Here is a 12,090-nt window from a genome sequence, read left to right on the forward strand (position 1 = left end):
CCGGACCAACCGTGATCAGCCGTTGCGCTTCCAGCGCGGCTTGTCGTCGCGGCGGCCGAAGGAACCGGTGTTGGTGCCGGTACCCGTGCCACCGCGGTGGTCGTCGCGGCGGCCGGTCGGACGGTCGCTGCCACCGGAGCGGAAGCCACCGGACGGACGGTCGTCACGACGGTCGCGGTTGAACGGACGGTCGCTGCCACCGGAGCGGAAGCCACCGGACGGACGGTCGTCACGACGGTCGCGGTTGAACGACGGGCGGTCGTTGTCGCGGTTGAACGACGGACGGTCGTTGTCGCGGCGGAAACCACCCGACGGGCGGTCGTCACGACGCTGGAAACCACCACGGTCACCACCGCGGTCGTCACGACGGTCCCGGTTGAACGACGGACGGTCGTTGTCACGGCGGAAACCACCCGACGGGCGGTCGTCACGACGCTGGAAACCACCACGGTCACCACCGCGGTCGTCACGACGGTCCCGGTTGAACGACGGACGGTCGTTGTCACGGCGGAAACCACCCGACGGGCGGTCGTCACGACGCTGGAAACCACCACGGTCACCACCACGGTCACCACCGCGGTCGCCGCCGCGGTACCCACCGCGGTCGTCCCGGCGGTTGTCCCGGCGGTCGAAGTTGCCGCGGTCGTCGCGACGGTCGTCGCGCGCTGTGGGCTGCTCCGGTACGGAGACGGCGGCCTCGATCGCGGCCTCGGCCTCGGCGGCGACCTCGGCGACTGCTGCCTCGGGGTCGTCGCCCCGCTCGCGCGCGGCACGGGCGACCAGGCGGTCGGCCTCCTCGCGGAGCTCACCGGCGCGGCGCTGGACGCGCTCCAGCTGCTTGGTCAGGTCGGCGACCTCACGCTCCGCCTGCTTGGCGGCGTTGTTCGCGGAGTCGGCCTGAACCTCGGTCAGCGAACGGGCGCCGGTGATCTCGGCGACCTCCGGGTCGAAGGCGCCCGCGCCACCGACGATGTGGCGCGAGGCATCGACGCCCGCGTCCTCCATCAGGCGGAAGATCTGGCGACGCTGGTGCGGCAGCGCCAGGGAGACGACGACACCGGACTTGCCGGCACGCGCGGTACGGCCCGAACGGTGCAGGTAGTCCTTGTGGTCACCTGCGGGGTCCACGTTCAGCACCAGGTCGATGCCGTCGACGTGGATACCGCGGGCGGCGACGTCGGTCGCGACGAGCGCGTTGACGTAACCGTCCTTGAAGTCGGCGAGCACGCGGGTACGGGCACCCTGCGTCATGCCGCCATGCAGCGCGTCCGCCTTCACGCCCGCCTCGACGAGCTGCTCGGCGATGCGGTCGGCGCCCAGCTGGGTGCGGACGAAGATGATCGTGCGGCCCTTGCGGGCAGCGATGGCGGAGGTGACCGGCGCCTTGTCCTTCGGCTTCACGACGAGGACGTGGTGCGTCATGGTCGTGACGTTGCCCTGGGCGCTGTCGACCTCGTGGCTCACCGGGTTGCTCAGGTAGCGCTTGACCAGCGTCCCGATCTCGTTCTCCATGGTGGCGGAGAAGAGCATGCGCTGACCGCCGACCGGAACCTGGTCGAGCAGCTCGGTGACCTCGGGCAGGAAGCCCAGGTCGGACATCTGGTCGGCCTCGTCGAGGACGGCGACCTGGACGTTCTCCAGCGAGCACGCGCCCCGGTTGATGATGTCGCGCAGTCGGCCCGGGGTGGCGACGAGGACGTCGACACCGCGCTCCAGCGCGTAGATCTGGTTGCCCATCGACGTACCGCCGCAGACGACCTTCATCTTCAGGCCGAGCACGTCGCCGTAGGGCTGCAGCGCGTCCGCGACCTGCATCGCGAGCTCACGGGTCGGGGTGAGGATGACCGCGCGGGGCTTCTTCTTCTCGGTGTGACCGCCGGCCAGCGTGGCCAGGGTCGGCAGACCGAAGGAGAGCGTCTTGCCGGAGCCGGTACGGCCGCGGCCCAGGATGTCCTTGCCGGCCAGCGCGTCCGGAATGGTCGCGGCCTGGATCGGGAAGGGCGCGGTCACACCGTTCTGCGCGAGCTTGCGGACGATGCCCTCGGGCAGGCCCAGGTCGGCGAAGGTGACGGTCGGCTCGGCGTCGGTGGCGGAGTCGGTGGTGGCCTCGGCGGAGCCGGTGAAGTCGACGGAATCGGCCGTCTCGATCGGCTCGGACACCTCGGCGGCCTCGGCCACTACGGCCTCGGCTTCGGTGACAATCTCGTCGTTCTCGGGCACAACGGTGTTGTCAGAGCTGAAATTGGACATGCGAAATGCGAAACCTTCCGGAGTCTCGGCACGCGCCCATAACTCCGTGATTCGCAATTTCGACCGCCTCAATGCGGTCCAGCCACGGCAAGGGAGAGTACGCGCCACACGGCGCTCTTCTGTGTCGGCGCCGGGCAATGGGATCAAACGATCTACTACCATACGCACTCGCACCCGCATCGCGCAAACCGCACGCTCCGGGAGCACCCGCTACACCGGCCCCACCTGGGGTGATGCCTCGGGAGTCCGCAGCGCCTCCATGTCGTCCGGCACACTCATCGCGTCACTGCGGAACTGCGCGGCCGGAGACGCGGAGGGCACCGGAGGCGGATCCGAGGGCTCCGGATCGGGTGAGCCCGACGGCTCCGGGGTGACCGGCGCGGACGGACCGGAGGGCACCGACGGCTCCGCGGACGGCCCCGGCTGCTGCGGCCCCCCGCCCGCCGGCGGGGACGGCGCCGGCAGATGCCCGCCCCGGGTCGGCAACGGATCACCGGACCCCACGCCCGCATGCGCGCCACCGGGTCCGGCCGAGGCGCGCGCCGACGCGCTCGGGCTCGGCGATTCGGCGGTCTCCCGGTCGGAGTGCGCCTCCGCGCCCCCTCCGGTACGGGCCCGTCCCGTACCCGCCACCGTGGAACCCTCCGGTTCACCCGACGAGCCCCTCCGCTCGGCCGACCGCGACGGGGTCGGCTTCCCGCCGTCGTCGCTGATGCTCATACAGCCGGTGGACGCGGCAATCGTCACTGCGGTGACGGCTGCCCATCGGACAGGGGCGGGCAACTGGCGCACGGGGGGCACCTCCGGGAGGCGAGGAGCGAAGAAGGGCGGGAACGGACGGGGGCACAGTGCCCAACTCCCGTTCCCCCGCATGGGACACGCCCCACGCGCCACCGACCTCTTCGCCGCCGGCCCCTTCGCCGCTGCCCTCCCGGGCGTACTCAGCCGTAACCGAGCGCGTGCAGCCGCTCGTCGTCGATGCCGAAGTGGTGGGCGATCTCATGGACGACCGTGATTTCCGTCTCGGCCACGACGTCCTCGCGCGACTCGCACATCCGCAGCGTCGGCCCGCGGTAGATCGTGATCCGGTCCGGCAGCACCCCGGCGTACCACTCGCCGCGATCGGTCAGCGGCGTGCCCTCGTACAGCCCGAGCAGCTCCGGATCACCAGGATCCGGTTCGTCCTCGACAAACACCGCGACGTTGTCCATCAGCCGCGTCAGCTCCGGCGGAATCCGGTCCAGGGCCTCGGCGACCAGTTCCTCGAACTCTTCGCGCGTCATCTCCAGCACACCGCCATTGTCACGTACCCCCGCCCGACCGGCCCCGGACCGCCGTCCCCCGCCCTGTCCCGCAATCCCGCGCTCCCGCATGGCCGCCCCCGAACCCGGGCATACGCGCCCAATGGTCCGCGCCTCCTTCCGCGCCGCAGTCGCCCGCATCCGCCATCACTACCGCTCCCGCTCCACCGCCCCCGCCAGTACCCTCGCCCCCGCTCCGCACCCCTACGGGCGCGCGCTGGGTCTGATCGCCGTCGTCGTGTTCGGCGCCTGGCTGGGGCTGCTGGTCGTCGGCAGTGTCCGGACGCCCGTCGGCCCGATGGACACCACGATGGCCCTGCGCCCCTCCCTGAGTGGCGGCACGAAGATCAATGTGGCCCCGCTCGGCGCCCTCGAGCTGGACTCCCACATAGCCCCGGTCCGCCTCGACGTGCAGGTCGACAGGCTGGACCCGGTGCGCTCCGGGGCCCTGGTCCGGCACCCCGAACGGCTCTCCGGCCTCCAGCAGGAGATATCCGCGGACGTCTCCACCGGCACCCGCGAGCTCGCCGTGCGCTCCGTCGTCGCCGTCGTCTCCGGCGCGACCGCGCTCGGTCTCGCCGTCTACCGCCGCCCACGCCGCGCGCTGGCCGCCGGTGGTCTCGCGCTCGCGCTGCTGGCCGCGTCCGGCGTCAGCGTCTACGCCACCTGGAACCCGAAGTCCGTCCTGGAGCCCAAGTTCTCCGGGCTGCTCTCCAGCGCCCCCTCGGTGGTCGGCGACGCCCGCTCGATCGTCACCGACTTCGACGTCTACCAACGGGAACTGGCCCGGCTGGTCACCAATGTGACCAAGCTCTACGACGCCACATCGACGCTCCCCGTCTACCGCCCGGACCCCGCCACCCTCCGTGTCCTGCATGTCTCCGACATCCACCTCAACCCCGCGGCCTGGCAGATCATCGGCTCGCTGGTCAAGCAGTACGACATCGACGTGATCATCGACTCGGGCGACACGATGGACCACGGCGCCGCCGTCGAGAACGGCTTCCTGGACCCGATCCGCGACCTGGGCGCGCCCTACGTCTGGGTCCGCGGCAACCACGACTCCCGGATCACCCAGCGGTATCTGGAGCGGTTCAAGAACGTGCGGGTGCTGGACGACGGCCGGGCCGTGAACGTCGGCGGGCTGCGGGTGGCGGGCATCGGGGACCCCCAGTTCACCCCGGACCGCTCGCTCCCCGCCCAGGGGGCGGCCGCCGAGCGGATGGCGGGCATGCGGCTCGCCTCCGCACTCCGCAGCCAGAAACAGGCCGGCACCCCCGTCGACATCGCCGTCACCCATGAGCCGGAGGCGGCCCGCGAGACGGACGGCACGGTGCCGCTGGTCCTCGCCGGCCATGTGCACCACCGGCAGAACGAACTGATGGAACTCGGCACCCGGCTCAAGGTCGAAGGCTCCACGGGCGGCGGCGGGCTGCGCGCCGTACAGAACAGGAAGCCGGAGAAGGTGCGTGCCTCGGTGCTCTATCTGGACCGCGCGACTCGCCGTCTGCAGGCCTGGGACGAGATCACGCTCGGCGGGCTTGGCCTGACGACGGCCGAGGTCAGCCGCCATCTGCCGGGCGAGAACCGACCCGGAGCGACCCCTTCGCCTATTCGGTTTGGCTGACACCGAAACGCCGTAGTACAGTCTCCGACGTGCCCAAGGGCGCCGGTCAGGGCTTGACCGTTCTGAGACCCCAGAGGTTGAAGGAGAAGCGGAACCTCTTGAGGGGAAGCAGAGTCACATGCTTCTCACGTCCCCCTGGGTGACAGGCGCAGAAGCAGCAACACTGCAGTTCTGCCCTCATCGTCTAGTGGCCCAGGACGCCGCCCTTTCAAGGCGGTAGCACGGGTTCGAATCCCGTTGGGGGCACGCACCACCTTGTGCGACACTTAGTCGCACAAAAGCTTGGTCCTGTGGAGCAGTTTGGAGTGCTCGCCACCCTGTCAAGGTGGAGGCCGCGGGTTCAAATCCCGTCAGGACCGCTGCAGCTCGTAAGTGCTGCGTGGCTGGGTAGCTCAGTTGGTACGAGCGATCGCCTGAAAAGCGATAGGTCGCCGGTTCGATCCCGGCCCCAGCCACCACCCGAAGGCCCCGTCCACCGGACGGGGCCTTCGCCGTGTCAGGCCTCTTCCCGCTCCGCGGAGTTCGTGTCCCGGCGGCGCCGGGCCCGCACCCCGAGAACCAGCAGCGCCACCGCCACCACCGTCACCAGCGCGGCCGCGTCCGGCACCTGCTCGCCGATCCGCTGCGCCCACTGCTCGACGGCGAACGAATCGTCCACGTCCAGCAGTCCGGGCAGCGCGGTCGTCCCGTCGTACGCCAGGAACAGTGCGCCAAGACCGATGAAGAACAGCCCCGACAGCGCAGTGGTGGTGTGCAGTTCGAAGCGGCCGAGCCGGAAGGCACGGCCGCGCAGCCAGGCGCGGCGCCCGAGGTCGAAGCGCTCCCAGACCAGCGCCAGCAGGAACAGCGGGACCGCCATGCCCAGGGCGTAGACGGCGAGGAGCAGTCCGCCGTAGACCGGGCTGGCGCTGACCGCCGCCACCGTCAGGACGCTGCCGAGGATCGGTCCGGCGCAGAACCCGGCCAGCCCGTAGACGGCGCCGAGGGCGTAGACCGACACGGCGGTCGTCGGGCGGATCCGCCCGCTGAGGGCCGCGATCCGGCGCGAGGCGAAGCCGAGGCCCACGATCTGGGCCACGCCGAGCCCGATGATCAGCCAGCCGGCGCCGAGGACCAGCTGGTCGCGGTGGCTGTAGAAGAGTCGTCCGGCGTACGAGCCCGCGGCGCCGAGCGGCACGAGGGTGGTGGCCAGACCCGCGTAGAAGATGCCGGTACGGGCCAGTAGCCGTGAGGCCGAGTCGATGGAGTAGGCGAAGAAGGCGGGCAGCAACAGGGCGCTGCAGGGGCTGACCAGGGCCAGCAGCCCGCCGAGGAAGGCGGCGAAGTAGCCGATGTCCATCGTCACTTGTCGGCGCCCCCGGAGTCACCGGAGCCCTTGGTGCCGCTCTCCCCCTTGGCGTCCTTGGTGTCGGCGGCCTTGTCGGCCGCCGCCTGGATGACCTGCTCGAAGACCTCCACCGGCTGCGCTCCGGCCAGCGGGCGGCCGTTGATCAGGAAGGACGGGGTGGAGCTCGCGCCGATCCCGTACCCCTCCTCCTGGTCCTTGCTCACCGCGGCGGAAGCTGCCGCGCCGTCCGCGTCGCGCACGAACCGGCCCAGGTCCCGCACCCCCGCCTCCTTGGCGAGCGCCTTCAGCCGGTCCTTGCCGAAGCCCTTCTCCTTGGCCCCTTCGGTGTAGGCGGCTGCGTGGAACTGCCAGAAGCGGCCCTGCTGCCCTGCGGCCCAGGCGGCGCGCGCGACGGCCTCGGATTCGGCGCCGAAGATCGGGAAGTTGCGCCACTCGATGCGCAGGGTGCCGTTGTCGACGTACTTCTTCACCAGGGCGGGTTCGGTGTCCCGGGCGAACTTGCCGCAGTAACCGCACTTGAAATCGGCGTACTCGATGAGGACCACGGGCGCGTCGACCGGGCCCTGCGCGAGTCTGTCGGCGGGGTCGCGGCGGGCCAGCCTCGCCAGTTCCGGGAAGACGCCGGCGTCCGGGTCGGCGGTGACATCGGCGACCGAGGCCGAGGAGGAGGGGCCGGAGCGGTCGGCGGGGGCGGTGGCGCGGTAGGAGACGAGGCCGAGCAGCGCGGCGGCGAGGACGACACCGGTGCCGTAGAGCAGCGGCTTCCTGGACGAGGAAGTGGTGGGCGTGGGCATGGCAAGACTCCGTGCTTGGTGCGGAGGGAAGGGGACGACCGGGTGGCGGGCATTCCCTAAACCCGCAGTACGGACAGTTCCACCGGGGACGGCGCGGCAGGCTCCGGCCCGGACGGCCTGACGCGTGCGCGCGGCTCCGCGGGCCCCTGCCCGGGAGCGGCGCTCGGACCCCATTCGGCGAGACCGGGTGCCTGGTCGTGCGCGGCACGGGCCCGGACGGGCACGCCGGGCTCGGCGCCGTCGTGCGTCGTGCCGTTGCCGCAGCCGGGCACCCCCTGACCGTCGACGGCCGGGGTGGCCACCGCGGTACCGGAATCCCCGGACGCGGTCGCCGCCGTCCCCGCCGTGGCGGGCCCGCAGAACAGCCCCAGCACGACCGCGAGCACCGCCACCAGGCAGCACCACTGCGTACGGGACACGGGCGCCAGCCTTTCCACTGCGGTACGAAGATCAGTTGTCCGAAATAGTACGTGCTGTGATCAGGAGCTCCCCCGCAGTCACCGCGGCCGTGACGCAGACCGCGCGAAATAGGTTCGCCGTTCCTCGGGCCCGGGTGCGATCCTGGGACCCGTATGTCTACTTCCTTTGCCGATCTCCAGTCCCAACTCGGACACGTCTCGCTCCGCGACGCGCACCGGCTCGGCCGCCGCCTCGAAGGGGCGCGCCGGATCCGTAAGCCCGAAGCCCGGCAGGCCGTGCTGGACGAAATCGCCACACAGGCCGGGAAGGCAGCCGAGCGGCTCGCGGGGCGCGCCGGGCGGATGCCCGTTCTCTCGTACCCGGAAGAGCTTCCGGTCAGCCAGAAGAAGGATGAGATCCTGGAGGCGATACGCGACCACCAGGTCGTGATCGTCGCCGGTGAGACCGGCTCCGGCAAGACCACGCAGATCCCGAAGATCTGCATGGAGCTGGGGCGCGGCGTCCGGGGCATGATCGGGCACACCCAGCCGCGCCGGATCGCGGCCCGCACGGTCGCCGAGCGCGTCGCCGACGAGCTGAAGACCCCGCTCGGCGAGGCGGTCGGCTGGAAGGTCCGCTTCACCGACCAGGTGAACCCGGACGCGACGTATCTGAAGCTGATGACGGACGGCATCCTGCTGGCCGAGATCCAGACGGACCGCGAGCTGCTCGCGTACGACACGATCATCATCGACGAGGCCCACGAGCGGTCGCTGAACATCGACTTCCTGCTCGGCTATCTGGCCAGGCTGCTGCCCAAGCGCCCCGATCTGAAGGTCGTCATCACCTCGGCGACCATCGACCCCGAGCGCTTCGCCCGGCACTTCGGCGATGCGCCGATCGTCGAGGTCAGCGGGCGTACGTACCCGGTCGAGGTGCGTTACCGGCCGCTCCTTGAAGAAGAGGGCGACGACTCCGACCGCGACCAGATCACCGCGATCTGCGACGCCGTCGACGAGCTCCAGACGGAAGGCCCCGGCGATGTCCTGGTCTTCCTCTCCGGCGAGCGCGAGATCCGCGACACCGCGGACGCCCTGAACAAGAAGAACCTCCGCCACACCGAGGTGCTCCCCCTCTACGCGCGCCTGTCGCACGCCGAGCAGCACCGGGTGTTCCAGCGCCACACCGGCCGCAGGATCGTTCTGGCGACGAACGTCGCCGAGACCTCGCTGACCGTCCCCGGCATCAAGTACGTCATCGACCCGGGCAACGCCCGGATCTCCCGCTACAGCCACCGCACCAAGGTCCAGCGGCTGCCGATCGAGCGGATCTCGCAGGCCAGCGCCAACCAGCGCAAGGGCCGCTGCGGCCGTACGTCGGACGGCATCTGCATCCGGCTGTACTCCGAGGACGACTTCCTGACCCGCCCGGAGTTCACGGACGCGGAGATCCTCCGCACGAACCTGGCGTCCGTCATCCTCCAGATGACCGCGGCCGGCCTCGGCGACATCGAGAAGTTCCCCTTCATCGACCCGCCGGACCACCGCAACATCCGCGACGGTGTGCAGCTTCTCCAGGAGCTCGGCGCACTGGACCCGGACGAGAAGGATCCGAAGAAGCGGCTGACGCAGCTGGGGCGGAAGCTCTCGCAACTGCCCGTCGACCCGCGTCTCGCCCGCATGGTCATCGAGGCCGACCGCAACGGCTGCACGCGCGAGGTCATGGTGATCGCCGCCGCGCTCTCCATCCAGGACCCGCGCGAGCGGCCCTCGGACAAGCAGACGCAGGCCGATCAGCAGCACGCCCGCTTCAAGGACGAGACGTCGGACTTCCTGGCGTTCCTCAATCTGTGGCGGTACATCCGCGAGCAGCAGAAGGAGCGCGGCTCGTCCAGCTTCCGCCGGATGTGCAAGCAGGAGTATCTGAACTTCCTGCGCATCCGCGAATGGCAGGACATCTATGCGCAGCTGCGTACGGTCGCCAAGCAGATGGGCATCCACCCCAATGAGGAGGATGCGCCGGAGCAGGCGGTGCACACCTCGCTGCTGGCCGGGCTGCTGTCGCACATCGGGCTGAAGGACACCGAGAAGAACGAGTACCTGGGTGCGCGCAGCGCCAAGTTCGCGATCTTCCCCGGTTCGGCGCTCTTCAAGAAGCAGCCGCGGTTCGTGATGTCGGCCGAGCTGGTCGAGACGTCCCGGCTGTGGGCGCGGGTCAATGCCAAGGTCGAGCCGGAGTGGATCGAACCGCTGGCCCAGCATCTGCTGAAGCGCACCTACAGCGAGCCGCACTGGGAGAAGGACCAGGCCACGGTGATGGCGTACGAGCGGGTCACGCTGTACGGCGTACCGATCGTCGCCCAGCGCAAGATCAATTTCGGCCGGATCGACGCCGAGACGTCCCGCGATCTCTTCATCCGGAACGCCCTGGTCGAGGGCGACTGGCGGACGCACCACCAGTTCTTCCATGACAACCGCAAACTCCTCGGCGAGGTCGAGGAGTTGGAGCACCGTGCGCGGCGCCGCGACATCCTCGTGGACGACGAGACGCTCTTCGACTTCTACGACCAGCGGATCCCGGAGCACGTCGTCTCCGGCGCGCACTTCGACTCCTGGTGGAAGCACAAGCGCCGCGACGAGCCCGACGCGCTCGACTTCGAGCGCTCGATGCTCATCAACGAGAAGGCCGGGGCCGTCACCAAGGACGACTACCCGGACTCCTGGCGGCAGGGGAAGCTCAAGTTCAAGGTGACCTACCAGTTCGAGCCCGGCGCGGACGCGGACGGTGTGACCGTCCACATCCCGCTCCAGGTGCTCAACCAGGTCACCCCCGAGGGCTTCGACTGGCAGATCCCCGGCCTGCGCGAGGACGTGGTCACCGAGCTGATCCGCTCCCTGCCCAAGCCGATCCGCCGGCACTACGTCCCCGCCCCGAACTACGCGGGCCGGTTCCTGGACCGGGCGGTGCCGCTGCAGGAGCCGCTGCCGGTCACCCTCGCGCGTGAGCTCCAGCAGATGGTCGGGGTCCCGGTCTCCGCCGACGACTTCGACCTCTCCCGGATCCCGGACCACCTCAAGATCACGTTCCGGATCGTCGACGAGCGGCGCCGCAGGGTGGCCGAGGACAAGGACCTGGAGTCACTGAAGCTCCAGCTGCGCCCCAAGGCCCGTCAGGCCCTCTCCAAGGCCGCTGCGGCCACCGTGGGGCCCTCTGGCGAGTCCATCGAGCGTTCGGGGCTCACGGACTGGACGATCGGCACGCTGAACCGGGTCTTCGAGACCCGGCGGGCCGGCCAGCCGGTGAAGGCGTACCCGGCCCTGGTCGATCAGGAGGGAGCCGCCGCGGGCACAGTGGCCGTACGGCTCTTCGACACCGAGGCCGAGCAGCAACAGGCGATGTGGCGCGGCACCCGGAAGCTGATCCTGCTGAACATCCCGGTGAACCCCGCCAAGTTCGCCTCGGACAAGCTGACGAACCAGCAGAAGCTCGCCCTGTCCCGCAATCCGCACGGCTCCATCCAGGCCCTGTTCGAGGACTGCGCGACCGCTGCCGCGGACCGGCTGATCGGCGCCCACGGCGGGCCGGCCTGGGACGAGGAGTCGTTCCGGAAGCTGCACGACAAGGTCCGCGCCGATCTCGTCGCGCTGACCGAGCACACGGTCGCCCAGGTGCAGCAGGTGCTGGCTGCCTGGCAGGCCTGCGAGCGGCGCCTGAAGGCCACCAACAGCCTGGTCCTGGTCGACAACGTCACCGATGTACGGAACCAGCTCGCCGCCCTCGTACCGCCGGGCTTCGTCACGAGGACCGGGCTGCGCAGGCTGCCCGACCTGATGCGCTACCTGGTCGCCGTGGACCGTCGGCTCCAGCAGATGCCGACGGCCGTCCAGCGCGACACCACGCGCATGGAGAAGGTCCACGAGATGCAGGACGAGTACGCCTGGCTGCTCGAACAGATGCCGCAGGGCAGGCCCGTTCCGCAGGAGGTCCTGGACATCCGCTGGATGATCGAGGAGCTCCGGGTGAGCTATTTCGCGCACGCCCTGGGCACCGCGTACCCCGTTTCGGACAAGCGGATCGTGAAGGCGATCGACGCCGCGGCTCCGTGATCGGGCGCCCCTCGGGGCGTAAGGGAGCCACCACCAGGAGTGAAGTCGACCGGAGCGGCCAATCTCCTGTACAGTCTGGTTTCGCAGGCAGCCGCAAGGAAGCCGCGAAAACCTGGTCCTGTGGAGCAGTTTGGAGTGCTCGCCACCCTGTCAAGGTGGAGGCCGCGGGTTCAAATCCCGTCAGGACCGCAGTAACGAAAGCCCGGATCCTTCTGGATCCGGGCTTTCGCGCGTCTTGACTCCGGCAACTGCCGACGGGTACTCA

Annotated in this window: 8 protein-coding genes and 4 tRNA genes; 6 read left to right on the top strand and 6 right to left on the bottom strand. The window is 70.1% G+C overall.

The genetic code is table 11. From position 1 onward, the window contains the following. Positions 1 to 15 precede the first annotated feature (15 nt). From OG395_RS26955 to OG395_RS26965, 3 genes are all read right to left on the bottom strand, one after another. Positions 16 to 2,250: a DEAD/DEAH box helicase gene (locus OG395_RS26955; protein ID WP_327245237.1), complete on the bottom strand. Its 2,235-nt coding sequence runs from the start codon at positions 2,248 to 2,250 to the stop codon at positions 16 to 18. Positions 2,251 to 2,460: 210 nt separating this feature from the next. After that, on the bottom strand, positions 2,461 to 3,042 hold the full coding sequence (locus tag OG395_RS26960; protein WP_327245238.1) for a hypothetical protein: 582 nt from the start codon (positions 3,040 to 3,042) through the stop codon (positions 2,461 to 2,463). A gap of 149 nt (positions 3,043 to 3,191) precedes the next feature. Next, entirely contained in the window at positions 3,192 to 3,542 is a 351-nt protein-coding gene (locus OG395_RS26965) for a metallopeptidase family protein (RefSeq protein ID WP_030929660.1), read from the bottom strand. Positions 3,543 to 3,654: 112 nt separating this feature from the next. Here OG395_RS26965 and OG395_RS26970 point away from each other — a divergent pair, with 112 nt between their 5' ends. The 4 genes from OG395_RS26970 (at position 3,655) to OG395_RS26985 (ending at position 5,636) form a co-directional block, all read left to right on the top strand. Then, positions 3,655 to 5,178 carry a metallophosphoesterase family protein gene (locus OG395_RS26970; protein ID WP_327245239.1) on the top strand — a complete coding sequence of 508 codons (1,524 nt, stop codon included), beginning with the start codon at positions 3,655 to 3,657 and terminating at the stop codon, positions 5,176 to 5,178. Between the two features lie 173 nt (positions 5,179 to 5,351). Beyond that, positions 5,352 to 5,424 (top strand) — tRNA-Glu (locus tag OG395_RS26975). Between the two features lie 38 nt (positions 5,425 to 5,462). Then, positions 5,463 to 5,537: transfer RNA gene (locus tag OG395_RS26980), tRNA-Asp, on the top strand. Between the two features lie 22 nt (positions 5,538 to 5,559). After that, a tRNA-Phe gene (locus OG395_RS26985) sits at positions 5,560 to 5,636 on the top strand. A gap of 38 nt (positions 5,637 to 5,674) precedes the next feature. Here the strand turns inward: OG395_RS26985 and OG395_RS26990 are convergent. From OG395_RS26990 to OG395_RS27000, 3 genes are read right to left on the bottom strand one after another with little or no spacing between them, the layout of a single operon-like run. Beyond that, entirely contained in the window at positions 5,675 to 6,523 is an 849-nt protein-coding gene (locus OG395_RS26990) for a cytochrome c biogenesis CcdA family protein (protein ID WP_327245240.1), read from the bottom strand. Next, complete coding sequence (locus tag OG395_RS26995) at positions 6,520 to 7,320, bottom strand: DsbA family protein (protein WP_327245241.1); 801 nt, start codon at positions 7,318 to 7,320, stop codon at positions 6,520 to 6,522. Before OG395_RS26995 ends, OG395_RS26990 begins: the two co-directional genes overlap by 4 nt. Positions 7,321 to 7,376: 56 nt before the next feature. Beyond that, positions 7,377 to 7,739: a hypothetical protein gene (locus OG395_RS27000; protein ID WP_327245242.1), complete on the bottom strand. Its 363-nt coding sequence runs from the start codon at positions 7,737 to 7,739 to the stop codon at positions 7,377 to 7,379. Between the two features lie 153 nt (positions 7,740 to 7,892). On the opposite strand from OG395_RS27000, the gene hrpA reads away from it, so the two are divergent. Both hrpA and OG395_RS27010 read left to right on the top strand, forming a co-directional pair. Then, positions 7,893 to 11,825, top strand: coding sequence for an ATP-dependent RNA helicase HrpA (gene hrpA / locus OG395_RS27005; RefSeq protein WP_327245243.1), 3,933 nt, complete (start codon positions 7,893 to 7,895; stop codon positions 11,823 to 11,825). 114 nt (positions 11,826 to 11,939) lie between these two features. Beyond that, positions 11,940 to 12,014, top strand: a tRNA-Asp gene (locus tag OG395_RS27010). Positions 12,015 to 12,090 lie beyond the last annotated feature (76 nt).

The organism is Streptomyces sp. NBC_01320 (genome assembly GCF_035974375.1).
In the GTDB taxonomy this organism is placed as follows: domain Bacteria; phylum Actinomycetota; class Actinomycetes; order Streptomycetales; family Streptomycetaceae; genus Streptomyces; species Streptomyces yanii.

What these genes read in the sequence shown, in the direction of transcription:
- OG395_RS26970 (WP_327245239.1), top strand. Translation starts at nt 3,655, where the DNA reads ATGGTCCGCGCCTCCTTCCGCGCCGCAGTCGCCCGCATCCGCCATCAC.
- hrpA (WP_327245243.1), top strand. Translation starts at nt 7,893, where the DNA reads ATGTCTACTTCCTTTGCCGATCTCCAGTCCCAACTCGGACACGTCTCG.
- OG395_RS26955 (WP_327245237.1), bottom strand. Translation starts at nt 2,250, where the DNA reads ATGTCCAATTTCAGCTCTGACAACACCGTTGTGCCCGAGAACGACGAG.
- OG395_RS26995 (WP_327245241.1), bottom strand. Translation starts at nt 7,320, where the DNA reads ATGCCCACGCCCACCACTTCCTCGTCCAGGAAGCCGCTGCTCTACGGC.